This window comes from Paraburkholderia sp. EG287B (assembly GCF_040965595.1).
Taxonomy (GTDB): Bacteria; Pseudomonadota; Gammaproteobacteria; order Burkholderiales; family Burkholderiaceae; genus Paraburkholderia.
Map to the genome: position 1 here is coordinate 1 of NZ_JBFRCG010000002.1, position 20,020 is coordinate 20,020.

A 20,020-nucleotide genomic window follows, 5' to 3' on the forward strand; every position below is an offset into this window, starting at 1 on the left:
CCTTACCCTCAGTGGTCGTTTTGACACCACCACTTTGGCACTCTGATGCCGTCGGGTACAGCGAGGGCTCCGCCGTTCCTACTGCCTCTCCGTTCCGACGCGGGAGGGAGGCGTCCATACCATCTCCTTTCGTTCTGTTCGGCGTGCGGCGCCCTGTTGCATACGCCGCGATCGAAGCCTGGCGGGACGCTACATCGAGCGCCGGTCGAGCATGGCGCGCGCGATGGTGCCCGCATCGACATATTCGAGCTCGCCGCCCACCGGCACGCCGCGTGCGAGGCGCGTGACGGCGAGTCCGCGCGCCTTGAGCGTCTGGCCCAGATAATGGGCCGTCGCCTCGCCCTCGTTAGTGAAATTGGTGGCGAGCACGACTTCCTTGACTACGCCGTCCGACGCACGTTTCACGAGCCGGTCGAAATGGATCTCTTTCGGACCGATGCCGTCGAGCGGACTCAGATGCCCCATCAGCACGAAATACAAACCGCGGTACGTCATGGTCTGTTCGAGCATGATCTGGTCGGCCGGCGTTTCGACGACGCATAAGAGCGTCGGGTCACGCTCCTCGTCGAGGCACGTTTCGCACACCTGAGCTTCGGTGAAGGTATTGCACTTCTCGCAATGCTTCAGATTCTCGGTCGCGAACAGGAGCGCGTTGCCGAGCTTTTCGGCGCCGTCGCGGTCGTGCTGCATCAGGTGATAGGCCATGCGTTGCGCCGACTTCGGCCCGACGCCGGGCAACACGCGCAGCGCCTCGACGAGAGCGGCGAGAGCGGAAGGTTGTTTCATGCGGATTCAGCGCGAAATGCGCGACGGGGTTTGAAGCGGAACCGGCTTCGGGGTGCTTCCTGCTGCTTGCTGCTTCGACGCCATGACGCCCGCGCAGCCGTGCCAGTCGCGGCACGGCACGCGGGACGCGCGGGCGCCCGCCTGCCTCACGCAGACGCGGCGCGCGCCACGTTCCTTAGAACGGCATCTTGAAGCCCGGCGGCAGCGGCAGGCCGGCGGTCATGCCGCCCATCTTTTCCTGCGACGTGGCTTCGGCCTTGCGCACCGCGTCGTTGAACGCCGCGGCCACGAGGTCTTCGAGCATGTCCTTGTCGTCCGCGAGCAGGCTCGGGTCGATCGACACGCGGCGCACGTCGTTGCGGCAGGTCATCGTGACCTTGACCAGACCGGCGCCAGCCTGACCCTCGACTTCGATCTGGGCAAGCTGCTCCTGCATCTTCTTCATGTTTTCCTGCATCTGCTGGGCTTGCTTCATGAGCCCTGCGAGTTGGCCTTTCAACATAGTCACTGCTCCTTCTGGATCGTAGTCGTTCGAATCGATGCGCTCACCAGCACGCGACGCTTGCCGCGCCGCGCGGCGCAAATCAGTGGGCGGCCTGTGTACCGCCCGATGCGACATCCGGCGCGACCGGCCGGATCGAGCCCGGCACGATGCTCGCGCCGAAGTCGCGAATCAGTTGCTGCACGAAGGGATCGGCGCCGATCTCGCGCTCGGCTTCGCGTTGACGCTGGGCGCGCTCGGCGGCGTCGAGCGCGGCCGCCGTGCGGCGCGCGGGGCCGACTTCCACGCTCACTTCAACGGTTTTGCCAAGACGCTCGGCGAGCGCCGTCTTGAGCTTCGCCACCTGCGAGGCTTCGGCGTACTGCGGCACCGGCACGCTCAACTTGAGCAGCGTGCCTTCGAGCGCCGTCAGCTCGCTGTTGAACGCGAGCTGGTACGAGATGCCCTTGAGCGAAAGCGTGGCGGCGAGCGCGGGCCAGTCGCCGGCGAAACCGATCGGATCGAGCGGAATGCCCGGCGGCAGCTTGCTCACGTCGACCACGGCCGGCGACGGCGTCGGCACCGCAGCGGCGGCACGCGGCGCGGACGGCTCGCTGTCGTAGGCGGGCACGAAACCGTCGTCGGGCGGCGCAAAGTACGCGTCGTCGGCGCCGAGCGGCACGTAGTCGTCAGGCGGGATATCGTCCCACGGCGGCGCGCCCGAAGCGTCTTGCTGCGCGTTGGCGTTGCGCGCTGGTTGGCGCGCTTGTGCTTCCTGCGCGGCGGCGGCGCGGCGAGCCGGATCGGGCGTTGGCACCTTCACTTCCATGCGCGGTGCGGCCTTCGGCGCGGGCGCCGGGGCAGCCGCGCCGGCAACGGCAGCGGGACGGCCCGTAGCAACGCGCATGCCCTTGCTGCGCAGCACGTCGAGCGCAGCGCTTGCACCACCACGCGCGGACGCGGCGGCGGCCGGTTCCTCAGGAGATTCGAGTTGCGGCGCGGGCGCGGCGGCCGCGCTCTCCACAGGTTGCATCTCTTCTGGCGCAGCGGGAGCGGCCGCAGCCGGTTCGACCGGGGCCACGGGCGCAGCTTGCGGCGCTGTGCCCTCCTTCGTCGCAGGCTCTCCTTCATCTTCCCAGGGCGGCACGACGCGGGCTTCGGCTGCCGGCCTCGCGACCGTCGCAGGCGCGCTCGCTTGCGGCTCGGCAACGGGCGCCTTCGCGGGCGCGGCTTCAATCGACTGCGCCACCGGCGCTGCCGGCTTCGGCACGAGCGGCTGCGCAACGACAGGCGCCGCACTGCGCGCCGACGCCGCTACCGGAGCCGCCACGCGCGCGCCCGTGCCCGCCGCAGCGGGCTTCGACGCCGGCGCGCTGCCCACGCTGCCCGCGCTCACCGAAGGCTCGAACGCTAGCATGCGCAGCAGCGTCATCGTAAAGCCAGCGTATTCGTCGGGCGCCAGGCCGAGTTCGCTGCGGCCGAGGGTCGCGATCTGATAGAAAAGCTGGACCTGCTCCGGGCTCAACGCTTCCGCGAACCGGCGGATGTCGTCGGCTTCGGGCCACTCGTCGAGCACCGATGAAGGCGCGAACTGCGCCCAGCCGATGCGATGGAACAGACTCGCGAGATCCTGCAGCGCCGTGGAGAACGACAGACTGCGCAGCGCCATTTCGTCGGCGATGGCGAGCACGTTCGCGCCGTCGCCGGCCACGAGCGCGTCGATCAGGCGGATCAGATAGCTTTGATCGAGTGCGCCGAGCATGCCGCGCACCGCTTCTTCGGTGACCTGGTTGGCCGAATAGGCGATGGCTTGGTCGGTGAGCGAAAGCGCGTCGCGCATCGAGCCGTCGGCGGCGCGCGCGAGCAGGCGCAGCGCCTGCGCCTCGAACTCGACCTTCTCTTCACCGAGAATATGCGTGAGATGCTCCACGATATTGCCCGCCGGCATCTGCTTCAAATTGAACTGCAGGCAGCGCGAGAGCACCGTGACCGGAATCTTCTGCGGGTCCGTCGTCGCGAGGATGAACTTCACATGCGGCGGCGGCTCTTCCAGCGTCTTCAGCATCGCGTTGAAAGCGTGGTTCGTGAGCATGTGCACTTCGTCGATCATGTAGACCTTGAAGCGCGCATCGACCGGCGCGTAGACCGCACGCTCCAGCAGCGCGGCCATTTCGTCCACGCCGCGATTGCTCGCCGCATCCATCTCGACATAATCGACGAAGCGCCCTTCGTCGATTTCCCGGCACGCGCGGCACACGCCGCAGGGCTTCGACGTCACGCCGGTCTCACAGTTGAGCGCCTTGGCGAAGATACGCGACAGCGTCGTCTTGCCCACGCCGCGCGTGCCCGTGAAGAGGTACGCGTGATGCAGGCGGCCGCCGTCGAGTGCATGCGTGAGCGCGCGCACCACGTGCTCCTGTCCGACGAGCGAAGCGAAATCCTTCGGTCGCCACTTGCGTGCGAGAACTTGATAGGTCATCCGGAAATTGTATCAGCAACGCCAGCGCGTCCAGATGAATCGAAAGGCGGCCAATGCCCGGCTCGCGCCCGCCGCGCAATGGCGCGAGCCAGCGATTGCGGACGACGAAAAGAGCGGCGATGCAGGTGTGACAAACACGACGAACGAAGCACCGCGGCGCGCAGTGAATTGCGCGGCGTGAATCTCGTGTCTGGGGGAAAGCGGAGGAAAAAGAGGAAGGTGACGAGCCTGACCCTCGGCACTGGCGGAAAACGGCTGTGGCTGCTTCGTTCCCGACCTGACCAGGTTGACCGCCCCTCCATGCGAGGAGGCCCGTCACGGCGCATTCTAACATCGGTCGCGCGGCAATGCGACTGCTGCGGTGCGAAAAAACGCGCCGGGCCGCTCCAGGCATCGTTGTGCGCCCCGGGAAAGATACCCTCTTGCAACGGCTCGCACCGCCTCCAGATAGCGTGCAGGAACACAAGGAATCGCACGAAACGGCCCCGCGAAAATGCTCGCGCCACGACCCGAATGTCCCGCCGAATGTGGCCTGGAGGACGGAAACCCTGCTTGCGGCATGAGTACTATCACCGTCGGCAACGCATAGGGATTTAGGCTACACTGGCGTCGGCAATCGGCTGGGCCACGCGGTTTGCGTGCGAATGGCGTGTGATTCGGACGTATGACTCGGGTTCGGTCTCGCCGCCCTGGCGGCCCCGGATGAATTTTCAGTTTTGGTGTATCGTGGCGAGCAATTTACTCAGCCTCGAATCGAAAGAGGTATTCATACAATGAGCGAACAAATCAAGCATATCAGCGACGCATCGTTCGAACAGGACGTCGTGAAATCCGACAAGCCCGTGCTGCTGGACTTCTGGGCCGAGTGGTGTGGCCCGTGCAAGATGATCGCGCCGATTCTCGATGAAGTCGCGAAGGATTATGGCGACCGCCTTCAGGTCGCGAAGATCAACGTCGACGAGCACCAGTCGACGCCGGTGAAGTTCGGCGTGCGCGGCATTCCCACGCTGATTCTCTTCAAGAATGGCGCCGTGGCCGCGCAGAAGGTCGGCGCGCTGTCGAAGTCGCAGCTCACCGCGTTCCTGGACAGCCACCTGTAAGTTCCTTGCTGGCCGTCCCTCCCCGCCCGGGCGCATCGCCCGGCCAGCAAGGGATGCGCCATGCAAAGGTGCGTGTTGTCACGCGACAACACGCACCCTAAAAAACACGCCGAAACTTGCTGTCGGTCTTCCCTGACGGTTTCTGGCGTGTGCTATGCTAGAATTCATAAAGCGTCTACCGGCGCCCTTATAAAAGTTTCAAGCAAGCTTGAAGCAAAGTTTCAACCAAAAGTCCTTGAGCGGTTCCGCTCGCTTCTTTTCCCCCATTCTTTTCGTCGCACTCCTCCCCGACGGGTTCTCCGTATGCATCTTTCCGAGCTCAAGTCTCTGCACGTGTCCGAATTGATCGAGATGGCCAATGGCCTCGAGATCGAAAATGCGAACCGCCTGCGCAAGCAGGAACTCATGTTCGCGATTCTCAAAAAGCGCGCCAAGACGGGCGAAACGATCTTCGGTGACGGCACGCTCGAAGTGCTCCCCGACGGCTTCGGCTTCCTGCGCTCGCCGGAAACCTCGTATCTCGCCAGCACGGACGATATCTATATCAGCCCGTCGCAGATCCGCCGCTTCAACCTGCACACCGGCGACACGATCGAAGGTGAAGTGCGCACGCCGAAGGACGGCGAGCGCTATTTCGCGCTCGTCAAGGTGGACAAGGTCAACGGCCAGCCGCCGGAGGCCTCGAAGCACAAGATCATGTTCGAGAACCTCACGCCGCTGCACCCGAACAAGGTGCTGCTGCTCGAGCGCGAAATGCGCGGTGAGGAGAACGTGACGGGCCGCATCATCGACATGATCGCGCCCATCGGCAAGGGTCAGCGGGGCCTGCTGGTCGCTTCGCCCAAGTCCGGCAAGACCGTGATGCTCCAGCACATCGCGCACGCCATCAAGCAGAACCACCCCGACGTGGTCCTGTTCGTGCTGCTGATCGACGAGCGCCCGGAAGAAGTGACCGAAATGCAGCGCTCGGTGGCGGGCGAAGTGATCGCTTCGACTTTCGACGAACCGGCTGCGCGTCACGTGCAGGTCGCCGAAATGGTGATCGAGAAGGCCAAGCGCCTCGTCGAAATGAAGCACGACGTCGTGATTCTGCTCGACTCGATCACGCGTCTCGCGCGCGCCTACAACACCGTTGTGCCCGCATCGGGCAAGGTGCTCACGGGCGGTGTGGACGCCAACGCGCTGCAGCGTCCGAAGCGCTTCTTCGGCGCGGCACGTAACATCGAAGAAGGCGGCTCGCTCACCATCATCGGCACGGCGCTGATCGAAACCGGCAGCCGCATGGACGACGTGATCTACGAAGAGTTCAAGGGCACCGGCAACATGGAAGTGCACCTCGAGCGCCGTCTCGCGGAAAAGCGCGTCTACCCGTCGATCAACCTGAACAAGTCGGGCACGCGCCGCGAAGAGCTGCTGATCAAGCCGGACATCCTCCAGAAGATCTGGGTGCTGCGCAAGTTCATCCACGACATGGACGAAGTCGAGGCCATGGAATTCCTGCTCGACAAGATTCGCCAGACGAAGAACAACTCCGAGTTCTTCGACATGATGCGTCGCGGCGGCTAAGGCCCTCGCCCGCTCGAATCACCGCAAAACGCCCGCGACTTCGCGGGCGTTTTTCTTTTCCGGCATCGGATCGCTGCACGCCGCAACCTGTACCTGAACGTTCACGTTGAACTATAATGCGCGGCATGTTCTGGTCGCCCCACGGCGAAAAAAGAGTGCCCCATGCCCAAGGATTCCCCGGCGCTGCTCACGGTGCGCGACGCCGCCGAGCGCCTGAACGTCACGCCGCGCACGCTCAAGTATTACGAGGAACGCGGGCTCGTTAGCCCCTCGCGCAGCGAAGGCCGCTACCGGCTCTACGACGAGCACGACCTCGAGCAGTTCTCGCGCATCCTGCGGCTGCGCGCGCTCGGCTTTTCGCTGCACGGCATCACCGAAATGCTCAAGCGGCCGCTCGAACAGGTCGGCGAGGGCCGCCGGCGCTATTCGCAGGAGTCGCTCCAGCAGATCGCCGACGCGCTCGCGCAGCACATCGAGACGCTGGACACGCGCATCGCGGCCGTGCGCCGCGAGTTGAAGGAAGCGCAGACGGTGCGCGCGGAGCTTGCCGACGACCTCGACTACCTGCAGCGGCGCCTCGCGGGGGAGCCGTCCGATCAGCTGATCGAGCAGCGCCTCGCCGCCACGCGGCGCCGCAAGGCGGCCGCGGGGACTTCGGGCAGCAAGCCGGTGGAGCCCTCGGGCAAGGCACGCGAGGACGACGAACCGGCATGAGCACGGCCCAGCCCCGCGAGCCGCTCTTCAGCGCAGCGCGCCTGCGCGGCGATTTTTTCCCGTGGGTGCTCGCCCTCGCGACCGGTCTCGACTACTACGACAACGCGATCTTCTCGTTCTTCACGAGCCATATCGCGGGCGGCATCAACGCTTCGCCCGACGAGCTCGTCTGGTCGTCGAGCGCCTACGCCGTGTGCGCCGTTCTGGGCATCCTGCAGCAGCAATGGTGGGTGGAGCGCATGGGCTACCGCCGCTACGTGGGTAGCTGCCTGCTGCTCTATGCCGTCGGCGCGATCGCGGCGGCGCTGTGCGAATCGTCGATCGAGCTTGCCTTTGCGCGCGGCTTTCAGGGCTACTTCATCGGCCCGATGATGGGCACCTGCCGCATCCTCATCCAGATCAGCTTCACGCCGCAGCAGCGTCCGGTCGCGACACGCGCATTCCTCATTCTCATCGTCCTCTCCAGCGCGCTCGCGCCGCTCGTGGGCGGCCAGCTCGTCGCGCATTTCGACTGGCGCGCCCTGTTCGCGTTTTCCGCGCCCGCCGGCGTCCTCTATGCCGTGCTGGCCCTGCTCGGGCTGCCCGATACGGGCCACTTGCTGCCCGAGGAGCGCGGCGAGGCGCACTTCTGGCCGTACCTCATCTTCGCGTTTGCGCAGGGCGCGCTGCAGATCGCCATGCAACAGGTGCGCTTCGAACTGTTCAGCGCGTCGCCGGAAATCATTCTGCTCACGCTCGTCGGGATCACGGCGCTCGCCTGGTTCGGCTGGCACCAGTGGCATCATCCCAAGCCGCTCATGCGCCTGCACGCGCTGCGCGAGAAGCCGTTTCAGGTGGGCCTGCTGCTCTACATGGTCTACTACTACCTGAGCACGGCGCTCAGCTACCTCGTTTCGCGGCTGCTCGAAGGCGGCTTCAACTACCCCGTCGAAAACGCCGGCCGCCTCACCGGCATCACGTCGCTGATCTCGGCCGGCGCGCTCTTTTTCTATTTCCGCTACGCGAAGCTCATTACGCACAAGAAGTGGATCATCGTGCCCGGCTTCGTGCTGTCGGCGTTCATCTCGTTCTGGATGACGCGGCTCACGCCGCAGGCGAGCGAAGCCTGGCTCATCCCACCGCTGCTGCTGCGTGGCCTGCTGCTGCTCTTCATCGTGCTGCCCGTCGCCAATCTCACGTTCCGCATCTTCGCGATCGAAGAATTCACGCACGGTTACCGCTTGAAAAACATCGTCCGGCAGTTGACGATATCGTTCGCCACGGCCACGGTTATCATCGTCGAGCAGCACCGGCTCGCGCAGCACCAGACGCGGCTCGCCGAGTTCGTGAATCCGTTCAACCCGGCGTTCCAGAGCACCTACGCGGCGCTCACGCATTCGTTCGAGATGATGGGACGGTCCGCGAGCGAAGCGCACGGACTTGCGCTCGCGGAAGTGAGCCGCATGGTCGCGCAGCAGGCGAGCTTTCTGAGTTCGCTCGACGGGTTTTACTTCCTGATCGGCGTGGCGGTATGCGGCGGGATCTTCGCCGCGTGGCAAAAACAGATCGACTGAACGACATCCAGACGCACGGGAATCCACACCCAGCGATGCTTTCGAAACTCTCTCACTGGTTCGACGCGCGCCGCCGCGAAAAGGCGCTGCGCACCTACGCGATCGACGACGCGCTTTGGCAGGCCACGCTCGCTGGCCTGCCCTTTCTCAAGCATCTCGACGCCGCCGACCTCGTGCGCCTGCGCGAGCTGACGAGCCTTTTTATCGCGCAAAAGGAGTTCTCCACGGCGCACGATCTCGAACTGACCGACCCGATGACCGTGGCGATCGCCGCGCAGGCGTCGCTGCCGGTGCTCAATCTTTCACTCGACCTCTACAAGGGCTGGGTGGGCGTGGTCGTGTATCCGGGCGAATTCGTGATCCGCAAGACCGTGGAGGACGAGGACGGCGTGGTCCACGAGGTGGAGCACGACGCGAGCGGCGAAGCGTGGGAAGGTGGCCCCGTGATCCTCTCGTGGGAAGACGCGCAGATGACCGATGGCAGCGACGCGTACAACGTCGTGATTCACGAGTTCGCACACAAGATCGATATGCTGGGCGGCGAGGCCGACGGCCATCCGCCCCTCTTTCGGCGCTGGCATGCCCCGCTCGACGCGCAGACGTGGGCCGACGTGTTCGACAACGCCTACGACCAGTTCTGCGACAAGGTGGACGCCGTGCCGGAGCGCCGCTGGGCGCGCTTCGAACGCGATTCGTTGATCGATCCCTATGCCGCCGACCACCCCTCGGAGTTCTTCGCGGTGTGTAGCGAGGCCCTTTTCGTCAAGCCGAAGGCGTTCGAGGCGGAATATCCCGAGCTTTACCGGCTGCTCGCGCGCTATTACCGCCAGGACCCGGCGCGCGTGGGCGCACTGGCCGGCCAGCCGGGCTAAAACCTGTCGCGCGGGGGCCTCAAAAATTCGCCAACCGGCTGATTATCTGGCATAATCGCGGTTTTTCGACCCTTGGGTAAGTGGCTCGCGCGAGCAAAGTCGGCAACAGGGTGTTGCAGGCACGCGGGTTGGCTACCGCCAGATTTAAGGAATAACCATGAAAGAAGGCATTCACCCGAATTACCGCGAAGTCCTGTTCATCGACGTTTCGAACGACTTCAAGTTCGTGACCCGCTCGACCATCCAGACGCGCGAAACCGCCGAATTCGAGGGCAAGACCTACCCGCTCGCCAAGATCGAAGTGTCGTCGGAATCGCATCCGTTCTACACGGGCACGCAAAAGATCATGGACACGGCAGGCCGTGTCGAGAAGTTCAACAAGAAGTTCGGCGCACGCGCCTCGGGCAAGGCCGGCAAGTAATCGCCTCGCCGCACCGGCTGCTGGCCGGTCCCGCATTGAACGTGCACAAAAAGGGCAGCATACGCTGCCCTTTTTTGTTGCCTGCGCCACCGTTGCGCCGTCCGCGAAGCCAGACAGGTGCGACTTACCGCGCCTTTTCAGATGTTTCCGTGGATTAACCCGCGGCTAACGCCGTGACGCGCGGTCGCCGGCCCGGCTAGAATGCCGGATTGCTCCGCGGCACACGGCTGGGTGTACCGTCTGCCGCGCATGCCCGCTTGACCTCCGCGTGTGAGCCACCCGCTCGAACACGCCCGGTTTATCCGTCTCCCTTCGTACTGCATGAAGCCAGCCATTCGACTGACCGCCTCCGCCACCAGCGCCCTGCCGCGCTGGCTGCTGCTGACCATCTGTATCGTCTTCGCGGCTTTCGGCCTGTTTGGCCGCGACCCGTGGAAGAACGAGGATGCGGCGGGCTTCGGCGTGATGTGGACGATGGCGGGCGGCACCTCGCACGACTGGCTGCTGCCCAATCTTGTCGGCAAATACGTGACCGAGAACGGTCCGCTCGGCTACTGGCTGGGTGCCGCCTGCATCCGTCTGTTCGCGCCGTGGGTCGACGCCAGCAACGCCTCGCGCATCGCTACGGGCGTGCTGTTCTGTCTCGCGTGCGCGTTCGTCTGGTACAGCGCGTATCTGCTGGGCCGCCGCCCCGAAGTGCAGCCGTTCAAGTACGCGTTCGGCGGCGAGCCCGAGCCGCGCGACTACGGCCGCACGCTCGGCGACGGCGCCCTGCTCGTTCTGCTGGCCTGCTTCGGCCTCGCCGAGCGCGGCCACGAAACCACGCCGCAGCTCATGCAGTTCGTGGGCATCGCCATGCTGCTGTACGGCGTCGTGCGCGCCATCGACAAGCCGGTCCAGGGCGCCCTCTGGTGGGGCCTCGCGCTCGGCATCGTGATGCTTTCCAGCGGCCCGGTGCTCGTAGGCGCGCTCCTCGTCGGCACGCTCGCCATGCTCGCCATCGCCCCCGAAACGCGCTCGCGCTGGCTGCTCGTGGCGGGCCTGCCCGTGGCGCTCGCGGTCTCGGCCTCATGGCCGCTGCTGGCGCTGCACCTGTATCCCGACGACGCCGTCTGGTTCCTCAACCAGTGGGCCCACACCAACGTCAACGCCTTCGCAGGCCCCCCTGGCTACGTGCTGCGCTACGCCGCCAAGAACCTGCCGCTTTTCACCTGGCCCGCGTGGCCCCTCGCAATCTGGGCCTTCGTGAGCTGGGCCGGACTGCGCCGCAAGCCGCACATCGCGATTCCGCTGTCGGTGATCGTGCCGCTGCTCATCCTCGTGGTCGTGCAAAGCCACGAATCGAACCGGCTCTTCATGCTCGTGCTGCCCGCGCTGGCGGTGCTCGCGACCTTCGCGCTGCCCACGCTCAAGCGCGGCGCGATCAACGCGATCGACTGGTTCGCGGTGCTGAGCTTCACCATTCTCAGCACCTTCGTGTGGCTCGTGTGGCTCGCGGGCATGACAGGTTTCCCGGCGCCGCTCGCGCGCAACCTCGCGCGCCTCGCGCCGGGCTTCGTGCCGCAGTTCAAGATTCTCTCGTTCGTGTGCGCGGTGGCCGTCACCGTGTGCTGGATGGTGCTCGTGCGCTGGCGCGTGGCGCGCCATCCGAAGGTGCTGTGGCGCAGCGTCGTGCTCTCGAGCGGCGGCACCACGCTCATGTGGGTGCTGCTCATGACGCTGTGGCTGCCGGTCGTCAACTACAGCCGGACCTACAAGGACGTGGCCGAGCAGATCGCCGCGCACCTGCCCGCCGACTATCAGTGCATCTCGCCTGTGCGCCTCGGCGACGCGCAGATCGCCACCTTCGCGTACTTCGGCAGGATGCACTTCGCGTTCAACGAGGATTGCGACGTGATCCTGCGCCAGGACACGCAGGAATACGGCGAGCCGAGCTCGATGCCGGACTATGTGTGGAAGCTCGTCTGGGAAGGCCGCCGCGTCGCCGACCGCGACGAACGCTTCCGCCTGTACGTGCGCATCGACCGTCCGACGCCGCCGCTCAAGAAGCGTGTCTGGCGCAAGCGTCCGGACTGAGGCCGCGGTGACCACGACGTTCGCGGGCGACATCCGGCGCATCGCCGCGCTCGCGTGGCCGGTTCTGATCGGCCAGCTCGCGATCATCGCGTTCGGCGTAATCGACACCGCGATGGTCGGCCGCTACTCGGCGCTCGATCTCGCCGCGCTCGGCCTGGGTTCGTCGATCTACATCTCGGTGTATATCGCCCTCACGGGCATTCTCAGCGCGCTGCAGCCCGTTGCGGCGCAGCTCTATGGCGCGCGCAAGGACACGGAAATCGGCCTCGAGGTGCGCCAGGCGTTCTGGCTCGCGCTCGTACTGATGGTGATCGGATTTACGATCCTCTACTTTCCCGGCCTGCTGCTCGACCTCGCGCACGCGCCCGAGGCGCTGCGCGAGCGCACTATCGGCTATCTGCGGCTGCTCTCGTTCGGGCTGCCCGCGGCGCTGGCCTTTCGCATCTACAGCTCGCTCGCCAATGCGGTGGGGCGGCCGCGCCTCGTGATGTTTCTGCAGGTCGGCGCGCTCATGCTCAAGGTGCCGCTCAACACGTGGTTCATCTTCGGCGGCCTTGGCGTGCCAGCGCTCGGCGGCCCGGGCTGCGCGCTCGCGAGCACCTCGATCAACTGGGCGCTCGCCTTGTGCGCGGCCGTCGCGCTCACGCGTGTGGACGTGTTCGCGCCGTTCGAGATCTTCAAGCATTTTTGCTGGCCCGAGTGGAAGCGCCAGGCCGAACTGCTCAAGCTCGGCATTCCGATGGGCCTTTCGTATCTCATCGAAGTGACGTCGTACACGTTCATGGCGATTTTCATCGCGCGCATGGGCACGACCACGCTCGCCGGCCATCAGATCGCCGGCAACATCGGCGCCGTACTCTACATGACGCCGCTTTCGATCGGCGTGGCGACCTCGACGCTCGTCGCCCAGGCGCTGGGCGGCAATCGCCCCGCCGAAGCGCGCACGCTCGCGCGGCACGGCGTAGCGACGGCCGTGGCGATTGCCTGCTGCTACGGCGCGATCGTGTTCGTGCTGCGCCCGTTCATCATCGGCGGCTATACGCCGGACCCCGCCGTGGCAGTCGCGGCCATGCCGCTCGTCGCCATCGTCACCTGCTATCACCTGTTCGACGCCCTGCAGATCACCACGGCCTTCGCGTTGCGCGCCTACAAGGTCGCGGTCGTGCCGACCATCATCTATGCGCTTGCGCTCTGGGGCGTGGGCCTCGGCGGCGGCTACGCGCTGGGCTTCGACGTGACCGGCACGATGCCCGCCTGGGCGACGGGCGCGCGCGGGTTCTGGCTCGCCAACATGGCGAGCCTCCTGATCGCCGGTGCTGGACTCCTGTTTTATCTCTCGCGGGTGAGTGCGCGCTTTGTGCGAGAACGCGCCTAGCCCGTTGGCATCAGAGACGCTAGGCGGTTAGTTGCAAACGTAGATCACCCCGCCTCGGCCTGCCGCGCCGCCTCCACCGTCTGGGCTGCGTGATACGACGAGCGGACCAGCGGCCCGGCCACCACCTCGCTGAATCCCATTGCCAGCCCCGCCGTGCGCAACGCGGCGAATGCGTCGGGATGGACGTAGCGCTTGACCGGCAGATGAAACCGCGACGGCGCGAGATATTGCCCGATCGTCAGCACTTCCACGCGATGCGCGCGCAAGTCGCGCATCGTCGCGAGCAACTCCTCATCGGTTTCGCCCAGACCCACCATCAGTCCCGACTTCGTGACGAGCGCGCTGTTGGCCGCTTTCGCGCGCGCAAGCAGGTCGAGCGAGCCGTAATAGTCCGCGCCTGGCCGCGCCGCGCGATACAGCGCGGGCACGGTCTCGATGTTGTGATTGAACACGTCGGGCCATGCGTACGAAAGCGCCTCGAGCGCACGCCCGATACGGCCGCGGAAATCGGGCGTCAGCACCTCGACGCCGATCCCCGGCACGCGCTCGCGCACCTGCGCAATGCAACGCGCGAAGTGCGTCGCGCCGCCGTCGCGCAAGTCGTCGCGATCGACCGAGGTGATGACGACGTGACGCAAGCCCAGCGCCGCGACCGCTGCCGCAAGGTGGGCGGGTTCGTCCTCGTCGAGCGGCGCGGGCCGCCCGTGAGCGACGTCGCAGAACGGACAGCGCCGCGTGCACAGCCCGCCCATGATCATGAAGGTCGCGGTGCGCTGCGCGAAGCATTCGCCGATGTTCGGGCACATCGCTTCTTCGCACACCGAATGAAGCCGATGCTCGCGCAGTACGGCCGCCACGCCTGCTACGGTCTCGCTCATGAGCGGACGGGCGCGCAGCCAGGGCGGCTTCGGCAAGACCGCGTCGGCGCCGGCAGGCGGCACGATCTTCACCGGAATGCGCGCGAGCTTCTCGCGGCTGCGCAGGCCCTCCTGACCCAGCGCCGTACTCGACGAACGGGAAGTTCCAGACGTGGCGGCCTCCATGCTCAGGCTCCTTCGTCGAAAAAGGCTTTGAGCAGGCGATTGACCTCCTGCGCCGCCTCCATCTGCACCATATGCCCCTTGCCCGCGATCACCTCCACGCGCACCGGCGACGGCAGCCCCTGCGCGTGGCTCGCCGGAATGATCTGGTCGGCCTCGCCCCAGATCACGAGCGCGCGCGGCGCAAGCGTCACCACACGCTCGCGGAACACACGCCGCTGCGCGCCGGCTTCGAACGCCTGCCCGGCAATCTTGCCGAGCGCGGCCTGCACGCCTTCGAGCCGCTTGTACTTCACGAGGTCCTCGACGAGCTGACGCGTGACCAGCGCGGGATCGGCGAACAGCTTCGTCACGTGCGGCTTGAGCGCATTGCGATTGCCCGCCGCGACGAAGCCCTCGATATACGCCCCATCGATCTCGCTGCCAAGGCCCGCACTCGAAATCAGCGCAAGGGATGCCACGCGCCCGGGCGCCTGCTCGGCCACCGCCATGGCCACCGCACCGCCCAGCGAGTGCCCGACGAGATGCGCGCGGTCGATCTTCTGTGCGTCGAGGAACGCGATCACGCTTTGCGCAAGCTCGTCGAGGCTGCCGCTCTCGAGCGCCTTGCCCGACTCGCCGTGACCCGGCAGATCGAGCGCCCAGACGGTGCGCTCAGCCGCGAGATCGGTGTGGTTGAAGAGCCAGTTGTTGAGATCGCCGCCGAAGCCGTGGATCAGCACGACCGGCACGCCCTCGCCTTCGCCCTGCTTCAGGTAGCGCACGGTCCGGCCGCCAATCTGCGACTTTTCCGGCTGCGGTCCCGCGTCGGCGTCGCCGGCCTGTGCGGGCACGAAGTCGCGCTGGAACTCCGCCACCGCGGCGTCGATATCCGCGTCGGCCGCTTCGGCATCGGCGACCACGCCGAGCAGCGCGCCCACGGGTAGCGTGTCGCCCTCCTGCGCGATCTGCCTCCGCAACACGCCCTCGAAAGCGCACTCGACGCCCGACGCGATCTTGTCGGACTCGACGTCGAGCAACTCATCGCCCTTGGTGACCTTGTCGCCGGGCGACTTGAGCCAGCCGTTCACCTGGCCCTGCTCCATCGACAGGCCCCATTTTGGCATCGTGATCATGTGAATCGTCATGACTTCAGCTCCTTGCTGCGCGCGCGGCTTCGGCGATCTTCTCCGCCGAGGGGATGTAGAGGTCTTCGAGCGACGCCGCGAACGGCACCGGCGTATGCGGCGCGGTGACCATTCCGACCGGTACCTTCAGCTCCTTGAACGCCTTCTGGCCAACGAGTGCGGCAATGTCGGTCGCGATCGAGCAGCGCGGATTGGCTTCGTCCACGACCACGACCCGGCCCGTGCGGCGCGCGCTTTCGAGGATCGTTTCCTCGTCGAGCGGCGAAGTCGTGCGCAAGTCGATCACATCCGCCTCGATGCCGTCTTTCGCGAGCTTTTGCGCCGCGTCGAGCGCGTAGTGCACCATCCGTCCATATGTGACGATCGTGACGTCGTCGCCATCGCGCACGATGTTGGCCTCGCCGAACGGAATCGAATAGGATTCCTCCGGAACGTCGCCTTCCATCGTGTAAAGCAGCTTGTGCTCGCAGAAGATCACAGGGTCATTGTCGCGAATCGCCTCGATCATAAGGCCCTTGGCGTCATAGGGCGTGGCCGGGCACACGACCTTCAGCCCGGGAATATGCGTAAAGAGCGAGGTGAGCATCTGCGAGTGCTGCGCCGCCGCGCGCAAGCCCGCGCCATACATGGTGCGAATCACGACCGGCGTGACCGCCTTGCCGCCGAACATGTAGCGGAACTTCGCCGCCTGGTTGAAGATCTGGTCGAAGCACACGCCCATGAAGTCGATGAACATCAACTCCGCGACCGGCCGCATGCCGCACGCCGCCGCGCCCACTGCCGTGCCGATAAAGCCGCCTTCCGAGAGCGGCGTATCGAGCACGCGCCCGGGGAACTTGCCGTAAAGGCCCTTCGTCACGCCGAGCACGCCGCCCCACGCGTCCTGCTCGCCGGGCGCGCCGGCGCCGCCCGCGTTGTCCTCGCCCATCACGATCACGCTCTCGTCGCGGCCCATCTCCTGGGCGAGCGCTTCGTTGATGGCCTGCGAATAGGTGATTTTCCGTGCCATTTCCGTCTCCTTGATCTGGAATCCTGATGACCTGAGCGCGCAGCGCTTAAGGGTACGACACGTACACGTCCGTGAGCAGCGCCTCGGCCGGCGGCAGCGGCGCGGCCTTGGCCTGCGACACGGCATCGTCGATCAGTTGCTTCACTTCGGCGTCCACCTTGCGCAGATCGTCGCTGCTCGCGAGTTCGGCGCGCACCACGCGCTCCTCGAAGCGCTTCAGACAGTCCTTCTCTTCGCGCAGCTTCTGCACTTCGCCAGGGGCGCGGTAGGTTTGCGCGTCGCCTTCGAAATGGCCGAAATAGCGCGAGAGTTTCATCTCCACGAGCGTCGGGCCGCCACCGCTGCGAGCGCGGGCAATGGCCTCGCCCAGCGCCTCGTGCACGGCGAAGAAGTCGAAGGCGTCGACGATCACGCCCGGCATGCCGAAGCCGTTCGCGCGGTCGGCGATGTTGTCGGCCGCGACCGACCATGTGGACGAGGTCGCCTCGGCGTAGCCGTTGTTTTCCGCGACGAAGATCACCGGCAAGCGCCACACGGAGGCGAGATTCATCGACTCGAAGATCACCCCCTGGTTCGACGCGCCGTCACCGAAGAAGCACACGCCCACGCCACCGGTCTTCTTCTGCTTGGCGGCGAGCGCGGCCCCGCACGTGAGCGGACCGCCGGCGCCGACGATGCCGTTGGCGCCCAGCATGCCCTTCGACAGATCTGCGATATGCATCGAGCCGCCTTTGCCCCGGCACGACCCCGTGGCGCGGCCGTAGATCTCGGCCATCATCTCGCGCACGTCCACGCCCTTGGCGATGCAGTGGCCGTGGCCGCGGTGCGTGGTCGCGACGTAGTCGGTATCGTTCAGATGGCTCATCGTGCCGACTGCGGAGGCCTCCTCGCCCGCGTACAGGTGCACGAAGCCTGGAATTTCGCCGGTTGCGAACTCGACGTGCAAGCGTTCCTCGAACTCGCGGATCGTGCGCATCGAGCGATACGCGGTGAGCAACTGCTCCTTGTTCAACTGAACTGACATGGTTGTCTCCTGGGTGTACGACGCTGTACCGCTCTGGATTAGCTTGCTGCGGGGAAATACCACTGCTCCTAATGAAAAGTGAAACCGCCGTCGACGTTCACCGACTGGCCCGTGACGTTGTCCATCGTCGCGAAGAACAGGGCGAGGCGCCCCATGTCCTCCGGCGTTTGCGCGCGGCCCTGCGGGATCAGCGTGAGTTGATGGCGCTGCCAGGACTCTTCGACGCTTTCGCCTTCGGTCTTCCATTCGTCGGAGAGCCGATCCCACATATACGTGCGCACGATCCCGGGGCAAATTGCATTCACGGTGATGCCCTCGCGCGCAACCTCCTTGGCAAGCGCATTGGTGAAGCCGACCACGGCGAATTTCGAGGCGCTGTAGTGCGCGAGATTGGGGAACCCTTCCTTGCCCGCAATCGAAGCGACGTTGATGATCCGTCCGCGTTTTTGCGTGCGGAAATGCGGCAATGCAGCCTTGCAGCCGAGGAACACGCCTTTCGCATTGACGCCCATGACGAAGTCCCAGTCCCGCTCCGTCAATTCGGATACCGGACTAATGGAAATCACGCCGGCGCAGTTCACGAGAATATCGAAGCCGCCGTATTCCGAGAGCGCCTGCGAGACCATGCCTTCGAGCTGAACGGCCTGGGTGACGTCGACTTTGGCAAACGCGGCGCGTCTGCCCAGCGCCCGTATTTCATCTGCAGTCGCGGCAAGCGGTTCTTCGAGCAGATCCGCGAGCAGCACGTCCGCGCCGGCCTGCGCGAGCGTGAGCGCTATGCCGCGGCCGATGCCGCGCGCGCCGCCGGTCACGATCGCGACCTGGCCTTTCAAGGGGGTATCCATTTCAATGTCTCCTTCTTTCGGTTCCGTGTGGAGGAAGCAAGCCAGATCGCTATGCGCGCGCGGCGGCCTCGCGCAGCAATTGATGCGACGCCGCGTAACGCAGCGTGCGCGCGACATCGACGGTCAGCGGACCATTCCAGTCGAGCGTCACTTCATAGCGGTCGCCGCGCGCCGGTTCGATCTCGCGTTCGCCGTCGAACGCAAGCGTGCCGTGGTCCGCTTCGAGCGGCAGCGCCACGCCGACTTCGAGGCGCTGGCAGGTGCGCATCGTCAGGCGCTCGACGCGGCCCGGCGCAATCGGCGCGAGCAACGGCACGCCCGCGCCGCTGCCCTCGGGCGCACCCGCCTGGGCGAACGTCATATGCAGGCCGTGCGCCGCATCGCGCCCGACCGGCGCCCACGCCCCGCCGATCGACGAGAGACCGATGCCGTCGGGCGGCGCAAAGGTCAGAAAAAGTGATTCGATATCCGAACTTTCCGAAATCGCGCGCGCACCGATGAACGGCTGACGCGCCATGCAAATGTCGACGAGCGCGATTTCCTCCCGCCCGCGCGACGGTCCTTCCACGCAGCGCGCGACGAGCCGCTTGTTGCGCGAGAGCGCCGACCCGGCCGGCACCGCGCCGGTCGCGACGAGCGCGCCCGCGAGGCCCGCCACGGTGGCCTCGCGCAGTTCGGGAAAGGCGTTGTTGGTGCCGGTGGAGAGCGCGAGCAGCGGCGTCGCGCCGCAATGCGCCGCGACGGCGCGATGGGTGCCGTCGCCGCCCAGCACGGCGATCAGCGCGACCTCCTCACGCACCATGTGATCGACGCCGGCGTACGTATCGGCAACGCTTTCGCTAACCGGCAGGTCGACGAACACGACCTCGGGCCAGGGCTCGTGCGCGGCAATCGCCGCGTGCGTCTCGATCGCGCGCAGGAGCAGCGCGGCCACGCCGGTGTTGTCGCGCAACGTGAGCACGCGCGCCACGCCGAGCGCGCCCAGGCCCGCGAGCAGGCGCACGACCATGTTCGCCTTCTCGGCCGTGGGAAAGACGGATGCATGCGAAGTGAGACGGCGGATGTCGCGGCCCGATGCGGGGTTCGCGATCACGCCTACGGTCACGGGCGTCGTCACGGGTCTTGTCTCCTGATGGCGTCGCACCGTGCATGGCCGTGCGCCGCTTTTGCCAGCCAACTCTGCAAGCGTCATGCCAATGACGTCGAGGAGGCGGCACGTTCGAGCAGAAGGCCGCGTGGCGGGGTTCCGCGGTAATTGCACGCCGCGGCGCCGGCACGATTCGCGTCGCGCGCGGCGTCTCAGTCGCCGTCTCGCGTGAGCGACGCGCCGGTCGCACCGCTAGCCGCGCGCGCGAAGGAAAATGCGCACAGCCCCGCGTGGCGTGCATGAGCGGCGACTAAGCACCTCTGTCCGCCGCGTCGGAATGCGCGACAAGACACGCTGAGACGTTCGTCTCAGCCGTCTCGCATGCTGCGCTGCGGTGTGATCGCGCGCAAAGGATGTGCTACAAAAGACTCCCGCCGAACGCTTTCCGGTCCGACGTAACCCGAC

General features: G+C 66.0%; 17 protein-coding genes and 1 other RNA gene. 8 read left to right on the forward strand and 10 right to left on the reverse strand.

What is annotated here, in order from left to right; genetic code table 11:
- Positions 1 to 189 precede the first annotated feature (189 nt).
- The 4 genes from recR to ffs all read right to left on the reverse strand — a co-directional run bounded on the left by recR (position 190) and on the right by ffs (position 4,063).
- Positions 190 to 786, reverse strand: coding sequence for a recombination mediator RecR (gene recR, locus AB4Y40_RS02700; protein WP_133184310.1), 597 nt, complete (start codon positions 784 to 786; stop codon positions 190 to 192).
- Positions 787 to 961: 175 nt separating this feature from the next.
- On the reverse strand, positions 962 to 1,288 hold the full coding sequence (locus AB4Y40_RS02705) for a YbaB/EbfC family nucleoid-associated protein (RefSeq protein ID WP_028204938.1): 327 nt from the start codon (positions 1,286 to 1,288) through the stop codon (positions 962 to 964).
- Between the two features lie 82 nt (positions 1,289 to 1,370).
- Positions 1,371 to 3,746 carry a DNA polymerase III subunit gamma/tau gene (gene dnaX / locus AB4Y40_RS02710; RefSeq protein WP_368686352.1) on the reverse strand — a complete coding sequence of 792 codons (2,376 nt, stop codon included), beginning with the start codon at positions 3,744 to 3,746 and terminating at the stop codon, positions 1,371 to 1,373.
- Between the two features lie 218 nt (positions 3,747 to 3,964).
- An RNA gene (gene ffs / locus AB4Y40_RS02715) (signal recognition particle sRNA small type) lies at positions 3,965 to 4,063 on the reverse strand.
- A 456-nt stretch (positions 4,064 to 4,519) separates the two neighbouring features.
- Between ffs and trxA the strand changes: the two genes are divergently transcribed.
- The 8 genes from trxA to AB4Y40_RS02755 all read left to right on the forward strand — a co-directional run bounded on the left by trxA (position 4,520) and on the right by AB4Y40_RS02755 (position 13,423).
- Positions 4,520 to 4,846, forward strand: a complete 327-nt coding sequence (gene trxA / locus AB4Y40_RS02720; RefSeq protein WP_027818380.1) for a thioredoxin TrxA — start codon at positions 4,520 to 4,522, stop codon at positions 4,844 to 4,846.
- A 303-nt stretch (positions 4,847 to 5,149) separates the two neighbouring features.
- Positions 5,150 to 6,412, forward strand: coding sequence for a transcription termination factor Rho (gene rho / locus AB4Y40_RS02725; protein WP_027818379.1), 1,263 nt, complete (start codon positions 5,150 to 5,152; stop codon positions 6,410 to 6,412).
- Between the two features lie 162 nt (positions 6,413 to 6,574).
- A complete protein-coding gene (locus tag AB4Y40_RS02730; protein WP_368686353.1) occupies positions 6,575 to 7,126 on the forward strand; it encodes a MerR family transcriptional regulator in 552 nt (183 codons plus the stop codon).
- Positions 7,123 to 8,679: an MFS transporter gene (locus AB4Y40_RS02735; RefSeq protein WP_368686354.1), complete on the forward strand. Its 1,557-nt coding sequence runs from the start codon at positions 7,123 to 7,125 to the stop codon at positions 8,677 to 8,679. The genes AB4Y40_RS02730 and AB4Y40_RS02735 overlap by 4 nt, the downstream gene beginning before the upstream one ends.
- A 35-nt stretch (positions 8,680 to 8,714) precedes the next feature.
- A complete protein-coding gene (locus AB4Y40_RS02740) occupies positions 8,715 to 9,551 on the forward strand; it encodes a M90 family metallopeptidase (protein WP_368686355.1) in 837 nt (278 codons plus the stop codon).
- 157 nt (positions 9,552 to 9,708) lie between these two features.
- A complete protein-coding gene (locus AB4Y40_RS02745; protein ID WP_368686356.1) occupies positions 9,709 to 9,972 on the forward strand; it encodes a type B 50S ribosomal protein L31 in 264 nt (87 codons plus the stop codon).
- Between the two features lie 321 nt (positions 9,973 to 10,293).
- Positions 10,294 to 12,048, forward strand: a complete 1,755-nt coding sequence (locus AB4Y40_RS02750; RefSeq protein ID WP_368686357.1) for an ArnT family glycosyltransferase — start codon at positions 10,294 to 10,296, stop codon at positions 12,046 to 12,048.
- 7 nt (positions 12,049 to 12,055) lie between these two features.
- Positions 12,056 to 13,423: an MATE family efflux transporter gene (locus AB4Y40_RS02755; RefSeq protein ID WP_368686358.1), complete on the forward strand. Its 1,368-nt coding sequence runs from the start codon at positions 12,056 to 12,058 to the stop codon at positions 13,421 to 13,423.
- Positions 13,424 to 13,467: 44 nt separating this feature from the next.
- On the opposite strand, the gene lipA is transcribed toward AB4Y40_RS02755, so the two are convergent.
- From lipA to AB4Y40_RS02785, 6 genes are all read right to left on the reverse strand, one after another.
- Positions 13,468 to 14,466, reverse strand: coding sequence for a lipoyl synthase (gene lipA, locus AB4Y40_RS02760; protein ID WP_368686359.1), 999 nt, complete (start codon positions 14,464 to 14,466; stop codon positions 13,468 to 13,470).
- 2 nt (positions 14,467 to 14,468) lie between these two features.
- Positions 14,469 to 15,590, reverse strand: coding sequence for an acetoin dehydrogenase dihydrolipoyllysine-residue acetyltransferase subunit (locus AB4Y40_RS02765; protein ID WP_368686360.1), 1,122 nt, complete (start codon positions 15,588 to 15,590; stop codon positions 14,469 to 14,471).
- A gap of 4 nt (positions 15,591 to 15,594) precedes the next feature.
- Positions 15,595 to 16,599, reverse strand: coding sequence for an alpha-ketoacid dehydrogenase subunit beta (locus tag AB4Y40_RS02770; RefSeq protein ID WP_321928439.1), 1,005 nt, complete (start codon positions 16,597 to 16,599; stop codon positions 15,595 to 15,597).
- 46 nt (positions 16,600 to 16,645) lie between these two features.
- Entirely contained in the window at positions 16,646 to 17,623 is a 978-nt protein-coding gene (locus tag AB4Y40_RS02775) for a thiamine pyrophosphate-dependent dehydrogenase E1 component subunit alpha (RefSeq protein WP_368686361.1), read from the reverse strand.
- Between the two features lie 68 nt (positions 17,624 to 17,691).
- Entirely contained in the window at positions 17,692 to 18,468 is a 777-nt protein-coding gene (locus tag AB4Y40_RS02780; protein ID WP_368686362.1) for an SDR family NAD(P)-dependent oxidoreductase, read from the reverse strand.
- A 49-nt stretch (positions 18,469 to 18,517) separates the two neighbouring features.
- A complete protein-coding gene (locus AB4Y40_RS02785) occupies positions 18,518 to 19,585 on the reverse strand; it encodes an ATP-NAD kinase family protein (RefSeq protein WP_368686363.1) in 1,068 nt (355 codons plus the stop codon).
- Positions 19,586 to 20,020 lie beyond the last annotated feature (435 nt).

Bases quoted from the DNA above. Each gene is read 5' to 3' on its own strand.
- AB4Y40_RS02735 (WP_368686354.1), top strand. From the start codon at position 7,123: ATGAGCACGGCCCAGCCCCGCGAGCCGCTCTTCAGCGCAGCGCGCCTG.
- AB4Y40_RS02775 (WP_368686361.1), bottom strand. From the start codon at position 17,623: ATGTCAGTTCAGTTGAACAAGGAGCAGTTGCTCACCGCGTATCGCTCG.
- AB4Y40_RS02745 (WP_368686356.1), top strand. From the start codon at position 9,709: ATGAAAGAAGGCATTCACCCGAATTACCGCGAAGTCCTGTTCATCGAC.
- AB4Y40_RS02730 (WP_368686353.1), top strand. From the start codon at position 6,575: ATGCCCAAGGATTCCCCGGCGCTGCTCACGGTGCGCGACGCCGCCGAG.
- AB4Y40_RS02765 (WP_368686360.1), bottom strand. From the start codon at position 15,590: ATGACGATTCACATGATCACGATGCCAAAATGGGGCCTGTCGATGGAG.
- AB4Y40_RS02770 (WP_321928439.1), bottom strand. From the start codon at position 16,599: ATGGCACGGAAAATCACCTATTCGCAGGCCATCAACGAAGCGCTCGCC.
- AB4Y40_RS02780 (WP_368686362.1), bottom strand. From the start codon at position 18,468: ATGGATACCCCCTTGAAAGGCCAGGTCGCGATCGTGACCGGCGGCGCG.
- AB4Y40_RS02740 (WP_368686355.1), top strand. From the start codon at position 8,715: ATGCTTTCGAAACTCTCTCACTGGTTCGACGCGCGCCGCCGCGAAAAG.
- recR (WP_133184310.1), bottom strand. From the start codon at position 786: ATGAAACAACCTTCCGCTCTCGCCGCTCTCGTCGAGGCGCTGCGCGTG.
- rho (WP_027818379.1), top strand. From the start codon at position 5,150: ATGCATCTTTCCGAGCTCAAGTCTCTGCACGTGTCCGAATTGATCGAG.
- AB4Y40_RS02705 (WP_028204938.1), bottom strand. From the start codon at position 1,288: ATGTTGAAAGGCCAACTCGCAGGGCTCATGAAGCAAGCCCAGCAGATG.
- dnaX (WP_368686352.1), bottom strand. From the start codon at position 3,746: ATGACCTATCAAGTTCTCGCACGCAAGTGGCGACCGAAGGATTTCGCT.
- lipA (WP_368686359.1), bottom strand. From the start codon at position 14,466: ATGGAGGCCGCCACGTCTGGAACTTCCCGTTCGTCGAGTACGGCGCTG.
- AB4Y40_RS02750 (WP_368686357.1), top strand. From the start codon at position 10,294: ATGAAGCCAGCCATTCGACTGACCGCCTCCGCCACCAGCGCCCTGCCG.
- trxA (WP_027818380.1), top strand. From the start codon at position 4,520: ATGAGCGAACAAATCAAGCATATCAGCGACGCATCGTTCGAACAGGAC.